24 protein-coding genes and 1 tRNA gene are annotated in these 24,061 nt (G+C 50.5%); 8 read left to right on the top strand and 17 right to left on the bottom strand.

Annotation, left to right across the window (positions count from 1 at the left end):
- Positions 1-92: 92 nt before the first annotated feature.
- The 9 genes from L5462_RS05665 to nikR all read right to left on the bottom strand — a co-directional run bounded on the left by L5462_RS05665 (position 93) and on the right by nikR (position 7,684).
- The gene (locus tag L5462_RS05665) at positions 93-446 is read right to left on the bottom strand and encodes a DUF356 domain-containing protein (protein WP_237779830.1); all 354 of its coding nucleotides are present in this window, start codon (positions 444-446) and stop codon (positions 93-95) included.
- 24 nt (positions 447-470) lie between these two features.
- The gene (locus L5462_RS05670; RefSeq protein ID WP_237780028.1) at positions 471-1,655 is read right to left on the bottom strand and encodes a hypothetical protein; all 1,185 of its coding nucleotides are present in this window, start codon (positions 1,653-1,655) and stop codon (positions 471-473) included.
- Between the two features lie 75 nt (positions 1,656-1,730).
- Entirely contained in the window at positions 1,731-2,168 is a 438-nt protein-coding gene (locus tag L5462_RS05675) for a hypothetical protein (RefSeq protein WP_237779831.1), read from the bottom strand.
- Between the two features lie 133 nt (positions 2,169-2,301).
- A complete protein-coding gene (locus L5462_RS05680) occupies positions 2,302-3,708 on the bottom strand; it encodes a Mur ligase family protein (RefSeq protein ID WP_237779832.1) in 1,407 nt (468 codons plus the stop codon).
- A 78-nt stretch (positions 3,709-3,786) separates the two neighbouring features.
- Positions 3,787-4,845, bottom strand: coding sequence for a glycosyltransferase family 4 protein (locus L5462_RS05685; protein ID WP_237779833.1), 1,059 nt, complete (start codon positions 4,843-4,845; stop codon positions 3,787-3,789).
- Positions 4,842-5,918 (bottom strand): acetyl-CoA carboxylase biotin carboxylase subunit family protein, encoded by a 1,077-nt coding sequence (locus tag L5462_RS05690; RefSeq protein WP_237779834.1) that lies wholly within the window; start codon positions 5,916-5,918, stop codon positions 4,842-4,844. Before L5462_RS05690 ends, L5462_RS05685 begins: the two co-directional genes overlap by 4 nt.
- A 98-nt stretch (positions 5,919-6,016) precedes the next feature.
- Complete coding sequence (gene hycI / locus L5462_RS05695) at positions 6,017-6,535, bottom strand: hydrogenase maturation peptidase HycI (protein ID WP_237779835.1); 519 nt, start codon at positions 6,533-6,535, stop codon at positions 6,017-6,019.
- Positions 6,501-7,250: a methyltransferase domain-containing protein gene (locus tag L5462_RS05700; protein ID WP_237779836.1), complete on the bottom strand. Its 750-nt coding sequence runs from the start codon at positions 7,248-7,250 to the stop codon at positions 6,501-6,503. The genes hycI and L5462_RS05700 overlap by 35 nt, the downstream gene beginning before the upstream one ends.
- A gap of 11 nt (positions 7,251-7,261) precedes the next feature.
- Positions 7,262-7,684, bottom strand: coding sequence for a nickel-responsive transcriptional regulator NikR (gene nikR, locus L5462_RS05705; RefSeq protein WP_013295950.1), 423 nt, complete (start codon positions 7,682-7,684; stop codon positions 7,262-7,264).
- 322 nt (positions 7,685-8,006) lie between these two features.
- Between nikR and L5462_RS05710 the strand changes: the two genes are divergently transcribed.
- Positions 8,007-8,411 carry an HPP family protein gene (locus L5462_RS05710; protein ID WP_237779837.1) on the top strand — a complete coding sequence of 135 codons (405 nt, stop codon included), beginning with the start codon at positions 8,007-8,009 and terminating at the stop codon, positions 8,409-8,411.
- Between the two features lie 52 nt (positions 8,412-8,463).
- Positions 8,464-8,946: a hypothetical protein gene (locus L5462_RS05715; protein WP_237779838.1), complete on the top strand. Its 483-nt coding sequence runs from the start codon at positions 8,464-8,466 to the stop codon at positions 8,944-8,946.
- Between the two features lie 21 nt (positions 8,947-8,967).
- On the opposite strand, the gene L5462_RS05720 is transcribed toward L5462_RS05715, so the two are convergent.
- From L5462_RS05720 to L5462_RS05740, 5 genes are all read right to left on the bottom strand, one after another.
- Positions 8,968-10,500 carry a phenylalanine--tRNA ligase subunit alpha gene (locus tag L5462_RS05720; protein WP_255772491.1) on the bottom strand — a complete coding sequence of 511 codons (1,533 nt, stop codon included), beginning with the start codon at positions 10,498-10,500 and terminating at the stop codon, positions 8,968-8,970.
- Positions 10,501-10,534: 34 nt separating this feature from the next.
- Entirely contained in the window at positions 10,535-11,452 is a 918-nt protein-coding gene (locus tag L5462_RS05725) for a triphosphoribosyl-dephospho-CoA synthase (protein WP_237779839.1), read from the bottom strand.
- A complete protein-coding gene (hemB, locus tag L5462_RS05730; RefSeq protein WP_237779840.1) occupies positions 11,452-12,420 on the bottom strand; it encodes a porphobilinogen synthase in 969 nt (322 codons plus the stop codon). The genes L5462_RS05725 and hemB overlap by 1 nt, the downstream gene beginning before the upstream one ends.
- Positions 12,421-12,536: 116 nt before the next feature.
- The gene (locus tag L5462_RS05735) at positions 12,537-13,355 is read right to left on the bottom strand and encodes a 4Fe-4S dicluster domain-containing protein (RefSeq protein ID WP_237779841.1); all 819 of its coding nucleotides are present in this window, start codon (positions 13,353-13,355) and stop codon (positions 12,537-12,539) included.
- The gene (locus L5462_RS05740) at positions 13,348-14,034 is read right to left on the bottom strand and encodes an endonuclease III domain-containing protein (RefSeq protein ID WP_237779842.1); all 687 of its coding nucleotides are present in this window, start codon (positions 14,032-14,034) and stop codon (positions 13,348-13,350) included. The genes L5462_RS05735 and L5462_RS05740 overlap by 8 nt, the downstream gene beginning before the upstream one ends.
- A 318-nt stretch (positions 14,035-14,352) precedes the next feature.
- Here L5462_RS05740 and L5462_RS05745 point away from each other — a divergent pair, with 318 nt between their 5' ends.
- The 3 genes from L5462_RS05745 to L5462_RS05755 are packed head-to-tail and all read left to right on the top strand — an operon-like array spanning position 14,353 to position 17,366.
- Positions 14,353-15,015, top strand: coding sequence for a TIGR00266 family protein (locus L5462_RS05745; RefSeq protein WP_237779843.1), 663 nt, complete (start codon positions 14,353-14,355; stop codon positions 15,013-15,015).
- 34 nt (positions 15,016-15,049) lie between these two features.
- Positions 15,050-16,159, top strand: coding sequence for a chorismate synthase (gene aroC, locus L5462_RS05750; RefSeq protein ID WP_237779844.1), 1,110 nt, complete (start codon positions 15,050-15,052; stop codon positions 16,157-16,159).
- Entirely contained in the window at positions 16,149-17,366 is a 1,218-nt protein-coding gene (locus tag L5462_RS05755) for a threonine/serine exporter ThrE family protein (protein WP_237779845.1), read from the top strand. The genes aroC and L5462_RS05755 overlap by 11 nt, the downstream gene beginning before the upstream one ends.
- Here L5462_RS05755 and L5462_RS05760 read toward each other — a convergent pair.
- The 3 genes from L5462_RS05760 to L5462_RS05770 all read right to left on the bottom strand — a co-directional run bounded on the left by L5462_RS05760 (position 17,348) and on the right by L5462_RS05770 (position 19,293).
- A tRNA-Thr gene (locus L5462_RS05760) sits at positions 17,348-17,420 on the bottom strand. The two genes, L5462_RS05755 and L5462_RS05760, sit on opposite strands and share 19 nt — an antisense overlap.
- Positions 17,421-17,500: 80 nt before the next feature.
- Positions 17,501-18,268 carry an MBL fold metallo-hydrolase gene (locus L5462_RS05765; RefSeq protein WP_237780030.1) on the bottom strand — a complete coding sequence of 256 codons (768 nt, stop codon included), beginning with the start codon at positions 18,266-18,268 and terminating at the stop codon, positions 17,501-17,503.
- A 95-nt stretch (positions 18,269-18,363) separates the two neighbouring features.
- Positions 18,364-19,293, bottom strand: coding sequence for a DUF2121 family protein (locus tag L5462_RS05770; RefSeq protein ID WP_237779846.1), 930 nt, complete (start codon positions 19,291-19,293; stop codon positions 18,364-18,366).
- A 124-nt stretch (positions 19,294-19,417) separates the two neighbouring features.
- On the opposite strand from L5462_RS05770, the gene L5462_RS05775 reads away from it, so the two are divergent.
- The 3 genes from L5462_RS05775 (at position 19,418) to rbr (ending at position 24,053) form a co-directional block, all read left to right on the top strand.
- Positions 19,418-21,451 carry a thioredoxin domain-containing protein gene (locus L5462_RS05775; RefSeq protein ID WP_237779847.1) on the top strand — a complete coding sequence of 678 codons (2,034 nt, stop codon included), beginning with the start codon at positions 19,418-19,420 and terminating at the stop codon, positions 21,449-21,451.
- A gap of 1 nt (position 21,452) precedes the next feature.
- Positions 21,453-23,396, top strand: coding sequence for a copper-translocating P-type ATPase (locus tag L5462_RS05780; protein WP_237779848.1), 1,944 nt, complete (start codon positions 21,453-21,455; stop codon positions 23,394-23,396).
- Positions 23,397-23,468: 72 nt separating this feature from the next.
- Complete coding sequence (rbr, locus tag L5462_RS05785) at positions 23,469-24,053, top strand: rubrerythrin (protein WP_255772495.1); 585 nt, start codon at positions 23,469-23,471, stop codon at positions 24,051-24,053.
- Positions 24,054-24,061: the final 8 nt, after the last annotated feature.

The following is a 24,061-nucleotide window of genomic DNA, read 5'->3' on the forward strand; positions in this document are numbered from 1 at the left end:
TACAATGGGTTAAACCCTCTCTGATTCCCCTTTAAACAGTCACCTCTTTTTATATGAATGGGTTAAACCCTCTCTGATTCCCCTTTAAACAGTCACCTCTTTTTATATGAATAATAACCCTTGAGGACCTTCAGAGTGCCAAAAATCTTCCGGAGGTCCTCATATTCATCATATTCACTGCTCACAACAATTACGTGGGCTGGTGGGTGTATCCCCCTCACAGCCATTATGGTCTCTGTATCGCCCTCCTCAACCTCAACTGCGGCTGCAACCGATGACCTGCTCCGGAGGTTACCTCCAAGTATGGATGCTGCCATTTTATCTGCGATTTCATGTTTCATTATGCGGGGCCTGCCCCTTACCCTCAGCCCAGCATGTCTTTCAAGATCCGCAAGGGCATTCAGGATCTTATCCCTGCTATCAGCCCTTAAGATTATTAGAGACACGTTAACCACTTCTTTTAAAGGGATTTAACCCCTTCTGAATGAACTTATCAGGCTGCTCCTGAAAAGCACCAGGAGTACCATTACAAATCCCAGGGCGGTCTGTATGTTGCCAAGGAGATCAAGGATATCTGAACTCACAGGCAGCTCCATGGGGGGTGCTGTCCGATCGTCTGGTAGTGGTGTGTAGTAGACACCAACCGCCCTTGAACTTGGTTTGACGTTTATATCCTTGGGTTCAACGTAGTTCACACCCACAAGGAAGCCGTTCTTTATTGCCCTGTTTATGGATCTCGCTATGGCCTCTGCACTGTAACCATTCTTTCTGACCGATGCCCTCACAATCTCCTGGGTGGTCTGCACCACACCCGCCTCCTCTGTTCCATACACTGAAACTGAAACAGAGCCGTTGGTCACTGTTATGGCATCCTTAAGGGCCTCGTATGCGTAGATCACCTTGAGTTTACTTCCATCAATCGGGCAGACCTGATAGCTTTCAGCTGCAGGGTAACCTATGCTCCATCCACACTCATCGCATACCTTGACGTAGGGTTCATCCATAGGATAACCTGTCTCATTGAGGTTCTCAGGGGTGAACATGTCCCCGGTGGATACCCCTGAGGCGAGGTTCACTGCACCACCACCATATTTTTCACCGGCGTCCTTTGCAACCTCCTCGAAGACCTTACCAACTATGTAGGTGGCTGAGTAACCATCCCTTATCATCTTACCTATGTTCACCGCTGTCTCCTGGCGCACCCTTGTTGCGGTACCATACTTGGGGTTACCATGTGTGTTCCTGAGGTGTATTATTGCACCCTTCTTCCCTGGTGGGAGGACAGCAAGGCCGCCGGAGTATGGTGTCACCGTTATTGTACCGTCATCCTCCACGATAACCACGTAGGCATCGAAGGACCCGCCAACAGCCGCACCTATACCCGGGCCTCCACACATTACCCTTATCCCCTGGTAACTGTTGGCTGCTGATGCGGCCTCTGCGGCTGTGGCACCATTCTCAAGGCGGTTTATAACATCCATTATCGCCATGAGCCTCGGTATGGACTCACCTTCACCCCCTGAGAGGACAGCGAATCGTTTCTCCTTGGACATGAGAAATGTGGACTGGAACATGTTCTGTGCAAAGGACATACTCCCTGCTGCTGCGCCGTTGGGGTCCGCACCTGTGGGGTCCGTGATTACGATGACGTTCATCGTGGCGGATACAGGACCTATGAGGAGGTTGAATATAAAGATAAGGGCGATTAACTTTGAAATTTTATGCACCGGCTACCCTCCTGTTCTGTTGGTGATCTTAACAGTTGAAAAGTCCTCGATAACATTAACCGTCACTATACCCGTTCTGGTGTCCACCTTCACATCTGCAGCTGCTATTGGTGTGACACGTGTCCCGGGAATTGTTGTTCTCTTAACAAATTTCTCTGCGTTTTCTATTGCCTCGCTAAGGGGAACCTTCCTCTTGGATGTTACAAGTATATCCCCCTTTATGTAGCTCCCTGGTCTGAATCCGGCAGCATACACGTTGGTCTTTATGGATGAGATTGGAACTATGTCGTTTCCCTTCACTATGACACCTGCTATTGGAACTCCCCCTGTATCCTCCATTGATGAGGCATAGGCAAGGTAGGTCATAACGCGCCCCGACAGGATGAGTATGAAGGCGAGGAGGAGTATCACAAGCGTATCCCTTCTGATCTTTATGAGCATTACACTTCACCTTTAAACTGCAGTTTATTACAGTTACTGAATATTAATTCTCGGCTCAAGGTTTATAAAGATTGAGCAGCAGGAGATGTTGCTGGATTGGTATTATAATAAAATATCCGGCACCCCTGAAAATTCAGGAGCTTTTACTGGTTAAATCGGCTATAACCTCCGCCGCAGGGTCCATTCCCTGGGCCCCAAGGAGGAGAACCGTATCACTGGGTTTTGCATTTTCCAGGACTCTTCTGAGCGCATCCCGCAGATTTTCGATATGGGTATACCCTATCCCATTCTCATCCAGAACATCCAAGAAGATCCTTTTCTCGTTTTCAAGGACCCTGTTTTGCTCATCAACAAGGTCGCTGCTTGATGTTACCACCAGTTCAACATCAAGGCCCTTCAGGGAGTCTGCCAGGGCCTCTGCATTCATGATGTTTATGTCCTCCCCCCTAGATCCCCTTATGGCATTCACAACCCACAGTCTTCCATTGAGGCCAGAGGCCGCGCTTTTAACTGTTGCCCTTATACCGTCAGGGTTATGGGCGAAATCGTCAATGACCCTGGGATTATCCATTAGAATGGTGAATCTCCTCTTAAGTGGTCTGTAAGTTTTAACACCCCTACGAACATCCTCATATGAGAATCCCAGTTCCAGTGCTGCTGTGACCGCTGCAAGGGTATTCTGTATGAAGTGTTCACCTGTGAATGGGAGTTCATCCTTCTGAATTATAAGATCGTCTCCACGGTAGATCCCATCCCCACCGTACCTTACGGATCCATGGGATCCATAGAAGACCGTCCTGAGGAGGGGGTTGATATCCGCCATTGCCCTGACCCTCTCATCATCAGAGTTCAGTACAGCAACCCCTGAATCAAGAGCCCTGAGGGCTCCTGAAACCTCCCTGAAGACGTCATCCACCGATTCAACAAGACCTATGTGGTCCATTGCAACGTTGGTTATGACAACAATCTCTGGCTTGATTGCTGAGGTCATGAGGTAGGCGTGGTCCCTCATCACCCTCCCAAGCCAGCCCTGAACCTCTGAAACCTCGAGGACCATGAATTCCATCTGCTCCTTACTGGCAGCCTCTGCTATCTGCTGCGCAACAACAGGGTCAATGAGGGTGTTGAACTCTGACCTTGAATCTGTATTTGTGTAGGATGACCTGCCGGCTGTGGTTATGATGTGGTTGATCATGTGGGTTGTGGTTGATTTCCCGTTGGTTCCGGTTACAGCTATCCTGCGGGAGGACGGTGAAAACCTGTTTATAGTCCATGACAGTGCAAGGGCATTTGCGATTTCAATCCGATCCACAAGGATGATGGGGACATCCATGACCGGGGCATCGGACCTCAAATCCTGGGTTATTATGGCTGCCACACCCCTTTCTGAGGCAATCTGAATGCCCCTATCGTCGATCCAGTGCCTTATAACAATGTCACCTTCCTCTGCAGCCCCCAGGGTTGTGAATTTACCCCTGAACTCCCCGCCACTTCCCAGGAGTTTTCCTGAAACTCTCTCTACGATTTCCTCGATGTCCATCTTATCCACCATCCTCTGAAGTTTCTGATGAAAGGGAAGGCGATGTTGAGAGCTCCAAAATGCCCATGTTATCCACCATCAGAATGTGAACCCGCTGAGGTAGAGTCCGAGGCCGCAGACCGCCGCGGTTATCAGCCAGTAGAGTAGCACGATCCTCCTCTCGGACATTCCACGGTAGTGGAGTGTGTGGTGCAGTGGCTCCACAGGTAGTCTGATGACTCCTGCACGGTGAAGGAGGCTGATTATAACCGAGACCACAGGGACAGCTATGGCAAGAACACCAAAGTAAACTGTATCTGTGAGCATCACCGCCGTTGCATATCCTGCTCCAAGGGCAAATGAACCTGTATCCCCCATGAATATGCTGGCAGGGTGCCTGTTGAATACAAGAAAACCTGCAGAGATTCCTGCAAGAACCACAAATGGAAGAGCGGCTGTGGATAATCCCAGGAGCAGTGCACATGATAGGGAGGCTATGAGCATTATCCCTGAGGCCATCCCATCCATACCATCTATCAGGTTAACAGCGTTGATCGCCCCCACCATTCCCCCGATAACAATGGGTGCCGCTGCAAGACCCAGATTGAATCCGCCAAGTCTGGTGACCGCGCCCCCAAGAACCAGGAATACCCCTATCATTAGCTGGGCGAGTATCTTCTCACCCTCGCTCACCTCGCTCTTTATGGGTGCCTCACCGACCACCTCAACAAGTCCCCTCTCCAGTAACTCCTCCACATCCCTTTTCGCCTTATCCGTGGCTGCCCTTGCCTCCTCCCCTGGCTTCAGCACCAGCTGACCAACCTCAAGGGGACCTTCAGATACGTTCCTGATTATCTTCTGGACCTCCTTAACCTTAAGTCCAATGAGGTCGTCCAGGAGTCCCACAATGGCTGCTGTGAGGACTATGAGTGCTGTGAGGACAAGGTAGGTGTTGTTACGGTAGATGATGGTTACAAGAAGCACTGCAAGGAGCATGCCAAGGCCCCCCATGGTGGGTGTCCCTGCCTTGTGGCTGTGCTCTGTAACTATTGGCCTGTCCCCGATACCCGCACTTCTCAGAACGTTCCTTATAAAGAGTGTGAAAGCCGCCGATGCAGCGGCACTTATAATGAATGCTGTTAACCCAATCTCCATCATATCACCCTGAGTCTCTTCATGATCAGATCAAGTTTCTCCCTATTCTCAGCCCTGGCTGTGAGTCTCATATGATTCTGAGGCCCGTGCAGTAGCCACTTTACCCCATCAGGCATTAATGATTCAATATTCCCTGGATTGCCCAGAGGTATCTCCACCGCATGGTAATCCTCTCTTTTAAGTTTATTGGGGTCCCAGTCCCCCATTGCCATGTCCACAAGGCTGTGCATTGGATTTATGCCTGTGGCTGCATCGGAGATGTACCTTGTACCGCTGGGCCTTGTGTTGACCTCTATAGCATAGAGGATGCCCTCCTTGGAGAGTATCATGTCAACGTCCGTGTTCCCCTCGGCTCCAAGTAGTTCAGTTATCCTGGAGGCCATTTTAAGGGCCTCATCTCCACTGAAACCCTCAATGACTGCGGGGGCCCTCTTCAGCTTCCCCAGGGGATGGAGTCCATCAGTACTTGTGGGGCCCTTGTCCACAGCCACAAGGGGGAAGGTTTTCCCATCCCAGCGGAGGACCTCCACTGAGATCTCAACTCCCTGTATGTATTCCTCCATGATTGCAGAGTCATGGGAGCTGAGGTATTCCTTCACATCAGCATTTGAAGCTGCCACCTTTATGTTTGATCCTCCCTGTCCCTCCCTCTGTTTAAGGACGGTGGGGAATTCCTTTACTTCATCTGCAGTCTCTATCAGACCATAACCCGGTGTGTTTATACCGTTTTCAGTGAAGAATTCCTTTGTTTTGAGTTTATCGGTGGAGATCTCAGCTGCCCTTTGGCCAGAGGCAACAACTGGAATCCCGTAGCTTTCCTCAAGTTCCGTCTTGAGCCTGGCAACGTCCCTGAGGGGACCGTCGACACCGATGAGGGGTACGACCGCGTCAACATCCTCCTTCAGTGCAACTTCCAGGGGTGCCTCCATGCCGCGGGGCACTATGAAGTAGGAGTCTGCGAGTTCAAGGTTGGGTGCCTCTGGATTTGACTCTGAGAGTATTGTGGTAACTCCCCTTGATGAGGCATAGTCTGCAACGTCATTGAATAGCCTTGAGCCAATGAATAGGATCCTCATGTTATCACTTAAAAATCAAGAACTGATTTACTGTTTGGGAAGCTATTATAAATAATTTGACACCCTTAAAGTTGGAGGTTATGGTCCCAGATCCTGGTTTAAATTGGGGGGCTCTTGCTGCAGGATGCAGCATCAATTGCCGAGAGGAGTAAATCTCTGAGTTCATATGCAGCCCCCCTGACCCTTGCAGATAGTTCCATTCCAAATTCAAGGTTTTCTGGCTGAACCCCTATCAGGGTTACCCTGCAGCCGGACTGCTCCTCAAGATATTTCACCAGGAAGGAAAGGGGCATGGCGTGGGTGGAGATGCTGTACTCTGATATCCTCTCCCTATCAATCAGCATGATGGTTCCTGGCTCTTCACCCATCTCCACCGCATCCACTATGATAATGTGGCTGGGCCTCTCTGACCTTATCCTTCCTGTGAAATTTTCAGGAACTGTGCCTGCATTTATGAGTAGATGGCCCCTTTCACTTACATCCCTGGATATGATTGATGCGAGGTATGGTCCAAATCCATCATCGGACCTCAGTTCATTTCCAACTGTAAGTACAAGGAGCCTGCTGCAGCCTTCCAGAAAGTTACTTAAGCTCTGCCTTAACTGAATCAAGACCACCGCCCATTGTGTATGAGAGCTTCACCCTGAAATCGCCAGCTTCGAGGGCATCCTCCAGGGGCAGGAGGAGTGGGGGGTTCATCATGGGAGTTGGGCCACAGATTATATTCTCTGCAGGGACTGTGAAGGAGGTTATTCTTATGGCGTTGAAGGGACCTGATGCCCCAAGTTTCAGTGTTCCCCTGAATTTTTCTGGTATCTTTTCCCTGAAATCAACCCTATCATAAACGTGTAGAGGGCCTGCTGGGGGGGCTCTGATGTTTTCATCATATGAGATGCTCCCGCCCTCCATCATTACAGGCTCCGCCGCGTTGATAACCGCAGCGGGTATGACGTTACCTTCTTCTTTAAGGAATCTGATTGCCCTCCTCAAAACCGGGACCTGCTCCTCATCTATGAGTGCAGTATCCAGCATTTCACAGATTATTGTATCTGCCTTCTCACTGAATTCATATTCAAGGGCATCTTCATTTAAAACTGTAACGTTCTCAAGACCCGAGAGATTCTCCCCTGCACATGCCGCTATTCTGGGGTCCCTTTCAATTGCAATGACATGATCTGCGTATTCTGATGCAAAGAATGAGAGAATACCGCTTCCAGCCCCAAGATCATAGGTGAGTCCCCGGGCAGTGGATGCTATCGCCTCATGGAATGCTGAAAGGCGTTCATGATCCTGCAGGAGGTGCTGGTGGTACGCTGTGACCCTGAATTTCATCTGATCCTTGCCTAGTGCTCATGCTCCACTTTCTGTTCTGTTGATGTGCTTGTGAGCCTTACGTGTTCAACACCCTTGAGTCTCATCATCTTCTCTGTGAGTTCACGGATCTTTGAAACGTCACCCTTGACAACGATCACCTCAAGGCAGTGCTTCTCTGTCATGTGCACGTGCATAACCGCATTGATGTATTCACGGTAGTCGTGCTGGATGTCTGCAAGGTCCTCCATGACACCCGTGTAGTGGTGGTCATAGATAACCGCAATTATACCTATTCGCTCACCTTCCATTTCATTCATCCACTGGTACCTGACAATGTAGTCCTTGAGGGCATCCCTTATACCCTTGGACCTTGACTGGTAACCACGGTCCCTTAAAACTTCATCAAACTCATTCAGGAGCTTTTTTGGTAGAGACATGCTTATTCTCATCATAACTATTACCCCACAAGTAATTTTATATGAATTTATGATAGTATTAATCTAAAGTCATATTTAAACTTTTTTTAGGAATGCAGTATTGTCTGTATGAAACAATCAGTTATTACATGAATAATTAACCTGAATATTTAAAGGCATCGGAATGGGAACCACGTGCAGCATCAAGTCCAGTATATATATACATGATACCGCCCCGAACAGTGCCAATGAAACAAAAAAACTACAGGTGTCCCGCCATCAAACAGCAGATGGAACAACAAAACATAAAAAGATGCCCCATCATAATATTAATAAGTGGAGTTTTGAGGGATTATCAATGAAAGTTAAAGAAGCCATGAACCCCGAGATAATAACGGTGAGCCCCGAAACAAGGCCCCTTGAAGCCTTTGAAAAGATGTACAAACACGGTGTCAGAAGACTCTTTGTGCTTGACGAGGAAGATAAACCCGTTGGCGTTGTATCCTACACAGACCTCATAGGGGTCCTCGGTTCAATAAAACCCGACAGTGACCACCCTGAGAGGGACCTCAAGGTGAGGGACATCATGGTGGATGAGGTGATAACCATAGCAGCCGACGACAACATAGAGGACGCCGCCAACCTCATGCTTAGGGCCGATATTTCAGGCCTCCTGGTACTGGATGACGACAAACCTGTCGGGGTAATAACAAAAACAGATATCTGCCGGCTGGTTGCAGCAGAGATACTGGTACCCTCCTGATTCAGAGGTACAGCGGCGGTGTTTCTCATCATTCTCACAGAGGAGGTAACCCTTGAAGATTATAACAAGAAAGGAGAACATGGTCTACAGGGAAATACGATACATGCAGCTTGATCTCAACGCCCCTGTATCCGAGGAGATGCTCAAGAGGAACCTTGACCTCCCTGAACACGAATACCATGACATAGCAGCAAGCCTTGAGAAAAAAGGACTTATATCAAGAGAAAACGGGAGGATAACCGCTGAGAACCCTGATGAAGATGTCCAGGTAATGGAAAGTCAGGAGGAAGTCAGGGAAGCTGAGCTGAACCAGATGGAGGAGGAAACCCTGAGGACCATTAAGGAACTTGGAGGTGGGGGACCCGTTCCCCGTTACCTCCTTGAGGGTCACCTTCTCTATGGTCCCCTGAAGCTCAGCACAAGGAGCATGTACAACGTGCTCCTTTCACTTGAAAATAAAAAGCTTATAGAGATGGTGGTGCTGGATGATGGTGAATATTACCGCCCTTCAGCCCCCCATTATACCACCCAGTGAACATCAGTTAATCTTCTGCCGCTAAAGTTTCAGATCATCAGTCACCGGGAGGCCTCTGAGCCATCCAAGGTCGCTCTGGTAGAGCATCCTTATATCCTTTATATCGAATCTTATCATTGCAAGCCTCTCGATACCCAGGCCAAAGGCAGCCACGGGGGTCTCAACACCCAGCGGTTCAAGGACCTCTGGCCTGAACATGCCCGCCCCTCCAAGTTCTATCCAGCTCTCCTTCTCAGGGAGGTAGATTTCACATTCTGTTGAGAGGTAGGTGTAGGGGAAGTACGCCGGCCTGAACCTCACCTCAAATCCCAGTTTCCTGTAAAACTCCCTCAGTATACCCAGAAGGTTTCTGAAGTTAACATCCTCCCCTGCGACTATACCCTCAACCTGGTGGAACTCAGGCAGGTGCTTGTAGGTTATGGTCTCCCTCCTGAAAACCCTGCCAACAGAGAACATCTTGAGAGGTGGTTCATTCTCCCTCAGGAACCTGGCGGATACACAGGTTGTGTGGGTCCTGAGGACGCTCTGCCTTGCAACGTCCCTGTCCCATTCATACTGCCAGCCCTCGGATCCAGTGGAGCCCCCTGTTTCATGGGCACTCTGAACAGCCCTCACAAGATCCTCATCCGGGAGTTCAGTTACTGGGGGATTTTTAACGTAAAATGTGTCCTGCATCTCCCTTGCAGCGTGGTCCTGGGGCTGGAAGAGGCAGTCAAAGTTCCAGAATGCTGATTCAAGAAGTGGACCCCTTGACTCCGTAAACCCCAGTTTAAGGAATATGAGCCTTATCTCATCAATTATGCGCCTCAGCGGGTGCATCTTACCTGGATAAACTACAGGGTACTCTGCACCAACATTGTACCCCCTGTAGTGAAGCTTCCTCCAGGAGCCTGTCTTCAGGTGCTCGTGGGTGACCTGGGTAGCCTCCTCAGCGATCTCCACACCCCTCTCAAGGAGTTTCCTTCCCTCAGGTGTGAGTTCAATCCTGTGCTTCCTTACCTTTTTAATATCAACTATACCCTTTCTCCCTGCAAGGTCCTTAAGGGCCCCCTTTAAGTGTTCAGGAAGTTCCGCGACTCTGATGGATTCTGCATCAAGGAGCATTTTGAGGAGTTCCTCGTCATCTCCAGTCTCAGGGGGTTTCTCCTGGATGGCTGAAACCTTCCCGTCGGCTATCCTTGCCCATCCCTTCCTAACAAGCCAGCCTATGGCGATCCCTGATTCAGCCTTATCAAGGCCGGCCCTTCTGGAGAGTTCGGACATTTCAAGTTCCCCCTCCCCAGAGATGACATCGATGACTCTCCTCTCTGGAAGACCCTGGGTTGCATAAGCCTTCCCATCATCTGTGAGTGACGCTACCTCCTCTACCTCCTTGATGACCCTCACAAATCCCCTTGATTCAAGTGCACCCGCTGCACTCATCACGGATTTGATATCCATATTCTGTGACTCTGCTATCTCCCCTGGTTTAAGGGGTTTATCTGAATCCTCAAATGCCTTCAGGACCTTTTTCTCGTAAATGTGAAGCTGATCGATTACCCTGTCAGGATCCATATTGATTCCTCCGTAAACTGCTTAATCCAGTTTTTCATATGTGTTCTGAATAATAATCAAGAAGACCCACCATTATGGATGATGCTGTAAGATCGGCTGTTGTGCCGGGGTTTAAACCGCTGCTGTGGAGTTTCCTGTCAAACCTTTCAACACGTTTAAGCCCGGCCTCTGTGAGCACACCACCTCTATCAACAATCTCAGCGGCCTCCTCTGAAACCTCCTCTGCTATTTTTTCATCATATTTCCTTGCTATGAGGGTGTCCGGGAACCTTGCAAGTATTGTGAGGAATGTCTGGACAACTGCCCGGTTCATTCCATGCTCCCTGACCGTCGCCTTGAACACCGGGAAACCAACATTGAATGTGACTGGCATCCCCGATGTGAGTTCCCTTGCGATGAGGTCCCATTCAGAGGATATCTTCAGTGTATCGAAGAGTGTGATTTTCTCATCAAGTATCCTCTGCTGTGATCCCGGGTCCCTGACATCAAGACCTTCATGTTCACCCATACCCCCTGGATTCGCAGCAGAAATAGCTCTGTAGAGGTTAACAGCATCATCAGGTGTTGTCTGAAGTATTAACCTGTTCACCTGTTCCCTTAACCCCTGTAGATCCCCCTCATCAACCATTCCCGCTGCTGCTGAGAGTGGCGCGAGGAGCATGACTATACCCAGGTTTGTGTTGGTGGAAACCCATTTCCCGGTATCCTCCACAGCTCTCAGTATGAGTTCCCCAAGTCCAATTGATGAGAGATCCAGGCTATCCCTCAGCCCGGCCCCCCTTCTAGCGGCGAGGCGCATGGTATCCCCTATAACTATTCCGCTCACCAGGAAGTCCTCATAGACCATGTCATCAAAGTCGCGGGTTCTGTGGACGTTACCTGGTTTCGGATAACCACTAACCTCCAGTACAGATGCTATCTGGGCTATCCTTGAAACATAGAGGGGGTCCATTAGATCACCCCCAGCAGTTCCGGTGCGAAGTGTGAGATTATAAGGTCAGCGCCTGCACGTTTTATTGATAGGATAGACTCATATATCGCCTCTTCAGTAAGGTATCCGCTATCTATGGCTGCCCTCAGCATTGAATATTCCCCGCTCACATTGTAGGCTGCAAGGGGGACCCTGAATCTGTCCTTCACCGCCCCTATCACATCCAGATATGCCAGGGCGGGTTTCACCATCAGTATATCGGCGCCCTCCTCAAGGTCAAGTTCCGCCTCCATGAGGGCCTCGCTGACATTTGCAGGGTCCATCTGATATGATCTGCGGTCACCAAATGAGGGGGCTGAGGAAACCGCTTCACGGAATGGTGCGTAGAATGCGGATGCATACTTGACGGCATAGGACATTATCAGCGTGTCACTGAAACCTGCATCATCCAGGGCCCTCCTTATAGCTGCAACACGCCCATCCATCATATCAGAGGGGGCAACCACATCTGCACCGGCCTCTGCATGGGAGAGTGCTATCCTTGCAAGGACATCCAGGGTCTCATCATTGACCACCTCCCCCTCCACAACGATGCCACAGTGGCCGTGGGTTGTGTACTGGCAGAGGCAGACATCTGTCATTACCACCAGTTCCGTCTCCTCCTTCAGCCTCCTCACGGTCCTCTGCACAGCGCCATCAGGGTCATATGCTGATGAGGCAAGCTCATCCTTTTTGGACGGCATGCCAAATAAAAGGACGGCTGAAAGCCCCTCATCCTCAAGTCTGGATGCCTCAGAGACCGCATCATCCACAGAGTACCTGTACTGTCCAGGCATTGTATCTATGGCCTCAGGTTCACCCCCCTCAAGTTTTTCACTCACAAAAATGGGGTAGATGAGGTCTGATGAGTGCAGTCGTGTTTCTCGGAGAATTTCACGTATCTGTGGACTCTTCCGCAATCTTCGCATCCTTTTTGTGGGAAACTCCATAATATCACTCACAGGTAACTCTTAAAAGATTGAACAGGATAATATTTATTACATTTTCACCGCTAAAAAACATAACGTCCGGATGCTGTACTGACCTGAAGGATACTTCACTGAAATCACGATTCCACGTCCACAAGGATTTCAACCCTCCTTACAGCCTCATCAACAGCTTCAGGATCCATAACTATTTTCAGGGCATCTTCAGGGCACCTCTCAGCGCATCTCCCGCACATGAGGCACCTCCCGGTATCATGGTGTGCTCCGCCCTCACTGATGGCACCTGTAAAACATGCCTCCCCACAGCGACCGCAGAGAACACACCTTTCAGCGTCCCTTACAAGACTGACCCCCTCCATTGGTGTTATGGACGACGCTATGTCCTCAGAAAGAAAAGGTGTCATCCTCCAGAGACAGCAGCACTCACAGCAGTTGCAGACAGAAAGTAATTCATCGTGTGGACCTGAATTGAGCCAGACAGAGTCTATCCTGTTTCTACCTATTATGTGGACCAGACCCGCATCCCTGCACCTTTCAATGTGATCAAGGGCCTCCTCCCTTGATATGAGGCCCCCGACCTTATCTGATATCCTGAGTGCCCCCGGGCCAAGGAAGAGGCAGCCAAGATCGTGGGGGTAGTCCCTGCAACCAGAGGAAACCCTGCATATGCAGAAGTCCATCTTGAATATGTGCTTTGAGCGAAGTATTATCCTCCTTAGAACATCTGATGGCAGTGCAGTGCTCTCTGGCGGCTGGAAACTCACATTTACCTCAACCGAGGCGTCCCTGGGTATGACCTGTATATCGTCCCCCTCAAAGAACAGTCTCTTAACAATTTTCCTGAATGTATCTGACCTTTCAGTGATCCTGGCAAGTTCAAATCTCCTGTGGAAAGTTCTCTTTATTATTGCAATGCTCAGATCAGTGAAATCAATCACCTGAATCACCATAGAGTCTTTGTGGTAGGGGATCCCCCTCACCATGAACCCGCCCCCTGTAATAGAGTTTTCCGTGCCTCACAATGAGGGCATGGTACTCCTGGAAGACCCTGAAATCGGGTTCAAGGTTTTCTTCAAAGATCTCCTTTATCACCGAATAGCCCTCATCTCCCCCTATAATGCCAGTATGGGATAACATCCTCCTTGTGTATGCATCAACCACGAATTCAGGTTTTCTGTAGCCGTAGAGAAGGATGGAGTCTGCGGTCTCATATCCAACACCCCTGACCCCCAGGAGCTCCTTCCTGGATGGTGTGGTGCCCTCAAGGGATATGAAGAACTCTGAAATCCCCCGCAGGTATGATGCCTTCTGTCTGTAGAAACCAGCACATCTGAGGGCACCCTCAAGTTCATCGTCATCGGCTGCGAGTATACCCTCCGGGTCAAGGACATTCATTGATGCAAGGTTGCGGAGTGCGGCTGCAGCGGAGTCCCATGACGTGTTCTGGGTGAGTATTGCCCCTGCCATCACCTCAAAGATCTCCTTCTCAGATGAGGGTAGAGTGTAGTCGCCAGGGTGATACCTGAGTTTGAGGGTATTCCTATCAAGGAGGGGCCACCACCCCTGGGGACCATAGAGTTCCATGAGCACCCTGTAGATATCCCTGAGCACCTTCATGTATAGGGATAAGTATGGAGACCACAGTTAAAGGTTTAGGTTACAGCTGGCATCGATATCCTATGGACCTCTAAAGAGCCAAATACCTGAAAGACATTCCCACCGGGTTACAGCTGGCATCGATATCCTGTGAACCCACCTCTGCCCCAGACCTCCAGACGCGGTAAATTAATGCGACTATCACACCTATTGCATTCACATTCTGTAGATGCGCAAACACAGGGGCTTCAGTGAAATCAGTTCACCAATTCTCCGGGAAATCTGCACACATAGGGTCGGCTGATCAGTTTATTAATTAAAAGCTACACAGATAACTGCATGAAATATGAAATTATACACAGACCAAGTTACAGTATGGCGAATATCCAGCTTGAAAGCGGGGAAGCCATAAAGGCAGAGGCCGGTGCAATGGTGAGTATGAGCTCCAACATAGAGATTCAGACAGAAACAGGGGGTCTTTTGGGGGCCGTTAAGAGATCCATGCTTGGAGGGGAAAGCGTCTTCCTCAACACCTTCCGGTCCCAGGGGAGGGGTGAGATACAGCTTGCACCATCATACCCCGGGGATGTTGAGGTCATTGAAACCCATGAGACAGTCTATGCTCAGAGCGGCTCATTCATGGCGGCTTCAGAGGATGTGGAGATAGATACAAAATTTGGGGGTTTCAAAACATTCTTCGGAAGTGAGGGCCTCTTCCTGCTTAAACTGAGGGCCTCTGGACCCATATTCCTTTCAAGTTTCGGGGCAATATACCACAGGGAACTTGTGAATGAGAGGTTCGTGGTGGACACCGGCCACATCGTAGCCTTCACAGAGGGCCTCGACTTCCATGTGCGAAAGATTGGAGGACTTAAAAGCACATTTCTCAGTGGAGAGGGACTGGTAGCGGAATTTGAAGGTACAGGAACCGTTTACATGCAGACAAGAAGTGTTGATAGCTTCGTTGGATGGTTAATACCCATGCTCCCCTCAAGGGAGTAGATTGGCGAATTCATAATTCCATGGTGGTGATTCGGTGGCTGGAAACAGTACCGGCGAAGTATTCAGGGTTACAACCTTCGGGTCCAGCCATGGACCTGCACTTGGGGCGGTAATCGATGGCTGCCCCGCAGGCCTTGAACTGAGTGAAGATGACATCCAGAGGGAACTCGACAGGAGAAGACCCGGTACGAGCAGTTTAACCACCCCCAGGGGTGAGATGGACAGAGTTGAGATACTTTCAGGGATATTCAAGGGTAAAACAGACGGTACCCCCATAGCCGGAATTGTCAGAAACCGTGACGTTGACTCTGCAAGTTACAGTAACCTCAAATCGGTGCCAAGACCCGGCCATGGAGATTACACCTGGAGGGCCAGATTCGGCCACTATGACCACCGTGGAGGTGGCCGTGGAAGTGGAAGGGTAACCATTGGACACGTGATTGGCGGGGCGGTTGCAAAGAAACTCATCGGAACCCATGGTATCAGGGTGAACGCACACGTAGTACAGGTGGGTGACATCAGGGCAGACAGGGTTAACCTGAAACTGATAGGGGAATACGCCGAGAGAAACCCTGTTAGATGCGCTGATCCCATGGCGGCCAGATTGATGGAGGAGGCCATCCTTGATGCTAAGGAGAGGGGAGACTCCATTGGCGGCGTTGTTGAGGTTGTGGCACTGGGGGTGCCCGCCGGAGTCGGGGAACCTGTCTTCAGTAAACTTGACGCTGACCTTGCAGCTGCACTCATGGGTATTGGGGCTGTGAAGGGTGTGGAGATCGGAATGGGATTTGAGGTTGCAGAGCACAATGCCAGTGAAATAAATGACGAGTTCTACATCTCTGGCGGTGAAATCAGGACCACCACCAACACCTCAGGGGGTATACTGGGTGGTATATCCAGCGGCATGCCCATAACTGCAAGGATAGCTGTGAAGCCCACGCCATCAATATCACTGCCCCAGAGAAGTGTCGACCTTGAGAGGATGGAGGAGACCGAGATTGAGATCCATGGAAGGCACGACCCCTGCATATGCCCGAGGGTTGTGCCGGTTGCCGAGGCCGCGGTTGCGATGGTCCTTGCAGACCACATGATAAGGGCCGGTTTCATCCACCCCACAGATATAAATAAGCAAAATGACGGATAAACTGGTGGAATTCCTCGAGGAGCTCAGCAGAGCGCTTATAGCCTCAGGAAACTCTGTTTCTGAGACTGAAAGAATTTTAAGGGGCGTTGCAGAGTCACAGGATGTGAAGGTTGAGGTTTCAGTCCTCCCAACCATGCTGATAATCAAGGCAGGTGGGGAGACATCAAGGATGAGCCTTGCAGCCCAGTCACCTGGTGTGATGCCTCTCCACCAGGTTACAAAGATTTACAGGCTCATTGACGATGTCAGGTCAGGCGGGACTGAAATCAGCGGCGCACTGGCTGAACTAAGGGAAATAGTGGGTGGACGCCACAGGTTCGGGCGCTGCGGAATGTTCCTTGGGTATCTAATCCTCTCGGTGGGTATAGCCTTCCTGATACAGCCTGATCTGAACCTTGTGGTCTATTCATCACTTCTAAGCCTTATATCAGGTGCGCTGATAGTGCTGGGTTACGGTAACAGGAGGCTTTCCCTCATCATGCCTGTTCTCGCCTCCTTCACGATTTCAGGTGTTGCATTCTTTCTGATAAGAGCAGGGGCCGTCACAGGTAACCTCACCCTCATTGTACCCCCACTTATCTACTTCATCCCTGGGGTTACCCTTACAACAGGCATATATGAACTTGCAAGCGGTGAACTTGTATCAGGGTCAAGCAGGGTGATATACGGCTGCATGCTCCTTCTGCTCCTGGTATTCGGTGTTCTGATGGGTATGCAGATCAATGGATTTCCCCAGGAGGAATTCGCAGCAATCAAAATTTCAACACTGAGTTACAGCCCCTACATTGGTGCTGTGCTCTTTGCGGCTGGAATATACCTCTTCCTATCGGTTTACAGAAGTGATTTTCCCTGGATACTCCTCGTGCTCTACACGGCACTTGTTGGTCAGCAGGTTGGAAACACCATTGGAGGAGGGCTTCTTGGGGCATTTCTTGGTGCCCTCTCAATGACAATGATGGCGAGGGCCATTGAGATGGCTGGTAAAACCCCACACTTTGTCACACTCTACCCGGCCTTCTGGTTCCTTGCACCGGGATCAATAGGGTTCATAGGACTTGCCAATCTTCTTGGGAAGAACTACCTGACATCCATTGCAGAGATAACACTCTTTGCAATGACCGTGATTGCAATAGCCCTCGGACTCCTGGTTGGAGCCCTTCTAACAGAACCATTACATGGGAAAATAAGAGCCCCGAGCGGGGATTGAACCCGCGACCTCGGGATTACGAATCCCGCGCTCTCCCACCTAAGCTACCGGGGCATGTCAAGAATTAATGCATTTTTATTATATAAAATTTTGGTGCTCCAGGTTCTCACCTTTCAGCACCATCTCAGGTAAAATCAGTGGATCATATTAAAAATGCCGCTATCATCCAGTTCAATTTTCATCCCATCCCTTGCTGCCAGTGTACGGATCCCCGTGACCTCCTGAACCCTGAATGCCTCCATTTCAGGGTCATTGAGTATCATCTTCATTCCAAGGTGGCTCATCACCGCAAGTCCAGGTTCAACCTCTTCGACGAGTTTTATGAAGTCATCGGTGCACATGTGACCCCTTATATGGTCATTGCCGGGTCTTATGACGCTTGCTATGAGAACATCCGCATCCCTGTGATATTCTGAGAGCCCATCGAAGTATTCTGTATCCGATGTGTAGGATACTGTAACATCACCGGCCCTGAGTTTGAATCCCACCCCTGTGGGGTCTCCATGAACTGTCCCTGTACCTGTCACCTCAATTTCACCAATCTCCACAGTCTCACCGGGGGACAGTGTCAGGCAGCGAGATTTTCTCTTGTGATAATCTGATATGCAGGGGCCCCAGTCCCTGTAGCCATCTATGACACTCACACTACCCACAACAGTCCCATTCTGGCGGGTCATCCCCCGTGTCATTGCCTCGATGAGTACCTCGGCGTCGGTGTAATGGTCTGTGTGTGAATGTGAGACCATGACTGCATCCAGTTTTCTGGGGTCAGCATCGAACTGGTAGGACCTCATAAGGGCACCCGGGCCGGGATCCACATGGATGTTCATTCCACCGATCCCATCAATTCTCAGTCCACCGGTCATCCTCTTCTGTGTTATGGTGGCGAAATCGTCCGCCACCACTCCCCATGAATGTTAGCCTCATTTTATATCACCTACCTATGTAATGGGGGGAAATTATAAAAATCTGTTCCCCTGACGAATTTCCTAAAGCTCTATTCCTCAGTGCGGCAGATTATGACATCGCACTCAAGTTTTATGTTCCTGCCGTCCACGCAGAGGTTCTCGTTCCTCACAGCGACCCTCTCACCTGCAGACACCGGAACATCATCCGGGAGTCTCATGAGAACATTCTCACCGGGACCTGCAACACGCCTCCAGCGGGTGTCGTAGGCCTCAACGTCGTCTGAAAGTTTCACCTCAATATGGTTGCCGTCCTGACTGATTATACGGCCAACCTCCCCCTCTGTGAGTATTCTGGATGCCAGTTTCATCTCCTCTCTTCGATCAAGCATTTCCTGTTTAAGTTTAGCCCTCCACTTCTGGAGGAGCCGAACGTCCCTCACTATCGTATCGCTGAGAAGCTTATGTGCGCTCCTCTTATCCAGTGAGGGGCTCTTCATGAAGATATCATATTTACTGCCAACTGATGGGGTTTTAGATGAAACGTAATCCATGAGTTCCCTGAAAAGGTTTTCAACCTCCTTCAGGGTCGTCTTTGTCTTCCACCTTTTCTTAAGGAACCTGTTTGTCAGTTCCTTTGCCACCTTATTCCCGAAGACGATTATCGCAGTTTCACCCTTCTCCATGCTGGTTATCCTTGAGCCCGTGAGATCTATTATCTGATAGGCGCCTGTTGTTGCGTATATCCTTCTCCTCTTTGTCTCGAAGGGGGTTTTCTGGCTTATCTCCCCAACGACCACATCCCCAAGGCTTCTCACCTTGGCTGTGTCATCTGTGACCTTTATACTGACACCAAGCTCCAAAGCCCTCCTGTGGAGTTCATCGTCGCTCTTTATCTTTCCACTGTAGAGTTCCTCTTCAAGCTTCTCCCTCTTTGATTTATCCCCAAAGTAGGCTATTCTGCGTTTGTCTCCTGCTATCACGCATCCCCTGGTACTTATGTATGTTATGATGAGACTCATCGTGGATCACCCAACAGGTACCATATCTGGTGGGGGAAATAATAAATGATTCGAATCCTCCACCCAGCAGCCCCTCTTAATATTAATAAAGCCGGATCAACATAATTGATGGTGAGGGGAGGAAATGAAAGGTAAAGAATTCACTAATTCTCTGATAAACGAGAAGAGTCCCTACCTGCTACAGCATGCCCACAACCCTGTTAACTGGTATCCATGGGGGGATGAGGCGTTTCAGCTGGCAAGGGATGAAGAAAAACCCATATTTCTATCCATAGGTTACTCAACATGTCACTGGTGCCATGTGATGGCAAGGGAATCCTTTGAGGATCCTGAAATCGCAGGAATACTCAATGAAAACTTTGTTGCTGTGAAGGTTGACAGGGAGGAGCGCCCTGACATTGACGCCATATACATGAAGGTCTGCCAGATGATGACCGGGACAGGTGGCTGGCCCCTCACAATCATCATGACACCTGAGGGGGAACCATTCTTTGCAGGAACCTACTTCCCGCCCGATGACCGTGGTGGTGTACCCGGCCTCAAAACAATCCTCGAAAGGGTGATTCTGCTCTGGAAGAATGACCCTGAGGGAATAGTAAAAACCGCCAGGGAGGTTGTAAGTGCCCTTAAAAGGTCTGTGACAGAATCATCCAAACTCAAACCTGAAACCGTGGATGCTGCATATAAATATCTAAGGAGGAGCTTCGATGCCAGGAACGGTGGCTTCGGCTCCTACCAGAAGTTCCCGACACCCCACAACATATACTTCCTCCTGAGGTATCATCTGAGGCGAGGGGGCGATGATGCCCTGCGGATGGTTAACCTTACACTGAGGAGGATGAGGTATGGGGGCATATATGACCAGCTGGGCTACGGATTCCACAGATACGCGGTTGAACCCACCTGGACCGTGCCGCACTTCGAGAAAATGCTCTATGATCAGGCGCTGATACTGAAAGCCTACCTGGAGGCCTTCCAGGTTAGCGGTGATGATCTCTACAAAAAAACCGCCCTCGAGATCGTTGAATATGTTCTTGGAAACCTCCAGTCCCCTGAAGGGGCTTTCTATTCAGCGGAGGATGCCGAGAGTGAGGGAGTTGAGGGTAAGTACTACCTGTGGAGGGCCTCTGAGATACGAGAGGCCCTGGGGGATGATGCTGACGTTGTGATGCGCTACTTCAACGTGCTTGAGGATGGAAACTTTGCAGGTGATGTCCGGGGGGAGAACGTACTCCACATCAGCTCCCCCAGGAGGGTTGCAGAGGAGTTCAACCTCAGGGTGGATGATCTCAATGGGATCATAGAAAATGCAAGGGGGGTCCTCCTTGAGAGGAGGATGGAGCGACCGGCCCCCGCCCTGGATGATAAGATATTAACGGACTGGAACGGCCTTATGGTTGGGGCCCTTGCAGCGTGCGGGAGGATCCTCGACAGTGACGAGGCCCTCACCGCCGCAGAGAGGTGCCTTAAATTCATCATGGACAATCTGCACGTGGATGGTGAGCTTCTTCACCGCTACCGTGACGGGGATGCCGGAATAGATGGGAAACTCGATGATTACGCATTTCTCATCTGGGGCCTCCTTGAGTTGTATGATGCAACCTTCAGGGAGGGTTACGTTGAGATGGCCCTTGAACTCTCAGAATCAGTTGAGGATAAATTCAGTGCCCCTGAAGGTGGATTCTATTCAACAGATGACCCCAGGCTAATAGTAAGACCCAGGGATGCTACTGATGGTGCTATCCCATCAGGAAACTCTGTGCATATGCTGAACCTCCTCAGGCTGGGTGGCATACTCGAGGATGATGAACTAACCGAATCTGCCAGGGGCGTGATGAGGGCCTTTGCCGGTGATGTTGAATCCGCGCCTGCAGCCCACACATTCCTCCTCTCCAATTTAGAGTGGGCCATCAGTGGCGGCAGGTCCCTCACTGTCGTCTGCAGTGGGAAACCCGTCATACCCGTGGAACTCAGGAAGAAACTGATACCTGACTTCACCATTACCGTTATGCCCCGTGACTGGCCCATTGCACCACTACACCTCAGGGATAAGAGGGCTCCGCCTGAGGGCTGCGCCTACTACCTCTGTGATGGCAGCAGATGTTACTCCCCACTGAATGATCCCATGGACGTCATGGAACACCTGGGGGTGGTCTAGGATGGAGATGCACCGGCACCATGAAATGGAATACAGGAGGAGATTCATTGTATGCCTCATCCTTACCATCCCTGTTATCCTGCTTGGTGAACTACCAACAGGAACTGTTCTGGTAAGCTTTGAGGGTAGCGAACTGGCTGTTCTGATCATATCATCCATAATATTCATCTATGGAGGCTACCCCTTCCTGAGGGGATCCCTGAGGGAGATCTCATCCAGGGCCCCCGGTATGATGACCCTCATCGCCGTGGCCATAACCGTGGCGTACATCTACAGCCTGGGGGTACTGCTGGGCCTTGAGGGTATGGTATTCTTCGTTGAACTCGTAACCCTTATTGACGTTATGCTCCTGGGGCACTGGATCGAGATGAAATCCGTCCGGAGCGCCTCAGGGGCCATTGAGAGACTTGCAAGGCTCATCCCCAAGAAGGCCCATCTCCTGGTCGACGGGAAGGTTGAGGATGTTGATGTGGCCACCCTCAAACCAGGTGACATTGTGCTTGTGAGATCAGCGGAGAAGATACCCACTGATGGAACCGTAATAAAGGGGGAGTCCCATGTAAATGAGGCGCTGCTCACAGGGGAGTCAGTGCCCGTCAGAAAATCCCCTGGTGACCGGGTTATTGGGGGTTCCATCAACACAGGGGGTTCCCTCACAGTGGAGGTGGGGCGTGTTGGTGATGAATCATTCATTTCACAGATAATACAGCTTGTGGGGATGGCCCAGGAGGGGAGGACCCGGACTCAGGTGCTGGCGGACAGGGCGGCATTCTGGTTAACACTTGTCGCCCTTACAGGAGGGGCCCTCACATTCACAGCATGGTACGCCCTTGGTATGGGGGCATTCTTCTCACTTGAAAGGTCGGTGACGGTGATGGTCACAGCCTGCCCCCATGCCCTGGGACTTGCAATACCCCTTGTGATAGCGGTATCCACCGCGATCTCAGCAGGGAGGGGTATACTCATAAGGAACCGGGAAGCCTTTGAGAACGCCATGAACCCTGATGTTGTTGTCTTTGACAAGACAGGAACACTGACGGTTGGTGAACTGGGAATAACCGATGTCATATCCTTTGACCCTGAAATGGATGAAGGGGAGATACTATCCTATGCTGCAGCCGTTGAGTCAGCCTCCAGTCACCCCATAGCCAGGGGAATAGTTGAGGCCGTGGATGAGGTGCTTCCTGTTGAGAATTTCGCGGCGATAGGTGGAAGGGGTGTCATGGGGCATGTGAACGGCTCAAGGGTGAAGGTGCTCAGCTACAGTTACACAGAGGAACTTGGACTCATGGTTAAGGACCCCCGGGTTGATGAACTCATGGAGCAACCTAAAACCACGGTCTTTGTAACTGTGAACGATGAACTAAAGGGCTGCATTGCCCTTGCAGATGTCATACGTCCAGAGGCCAGGGAGGCCATCAGGATACTCAGATCCCGTGGCATAAGGTGCATGATGTTAACCGGTGACAGCCAGAGGGTCGCCGAGTGGGTTGCCTCCGAACTTGGCATTGATGAATATCAGGCGGAACTCATCCCCCAGGAGAAATACGAGGTCATAGGGGGGCTGCAGGATGATGGCCTCAGGGTTGCAGTTGTGGGGGATGGTGTCAACGATGCCCCGGCCCTTGCACAGGCAGATATCGGAATAGCCATAGGTGCCGGGACCGACGTGGCTATTGAGAGTGCCGATGTGGTACTTGTGAGGAGCAACCTCCTGGATGTTGTTGACCTCATGGACCTTGCATCGGCCACCTACAGCAAGATGAAGGAGAACCTGATCTGGGCCACAGGTTACAATGTCATAGCTCTCCCCCTAGCGGCCGGGGTGCTTTATGGTCAGGGTCTTATCCTGACACCAGCCATGGGGGCCATACTCATGTCTGTAAGTACTGTCATAGTGGCCCTTAATGCCAAGACATTCAGCTTCAGGGGTCAGAGGGGTTAAGTTCACAGGCAGGGAACATAAAATGAAAGGATTTAATATGAGTTGGTGGCATATATTAGATGGGTGAAAAAAATGAAAAGGACCCTGGAGAACCTTACAAAGGCCTTCATTGGTGAAAGCCAGGCTAGGAACAGGTACACCTTCTATGCGAAAATTGCAAAGAAGGAGGGATTCGAGCAGATATCCGAGATATTCCTGACCACAGCAGATAATGAGAGGGAACATGCCAAGTGGCTCTTCCGCCTCATAAATGAACTCAGAAAGGAGGCCGGGGATGAACCTGAGTCCCTGGTGGTGGATGCTGAGGCCCCCCTGATACTTGGAAGTACCGATGAGAACCTGATAGCTGCCATTGCAGGTGAGCACTATGAGAACAGTGAAATGTACCCTGAATTTGCAGATGTTGCAGAGGAGGAGGGGTACCCTGAGATTGCCAAGAGGCTCAGGGCAATAGCAGAGGCTGAGAAACACCACGAGGAACGTTACAGAAAGCTGCTTAAACTTGTTGAAACAGGCAAGGTTTACAGGAAGGATGAACCTGTGGTCTGGGTCTGCAGGAAGTGTGGCTACGTCCATGAGGGTACAGAGCCACCAGAGAAGTGTCCATCATGTGACCACCCCGCCAGGTACTTCCAGGTGAAATGTGAGGAGTACTAGAAGGGAAG

Origin of the sequence: Methanothermobacter sp. K4, assembly GCF_022014235.1 — an archaeon.
GTDB lineage: Archaea > Methanobacteriota > Methanobacteria > Methanobacteriales > Methanothermobacteraceae > Methanothermobacter.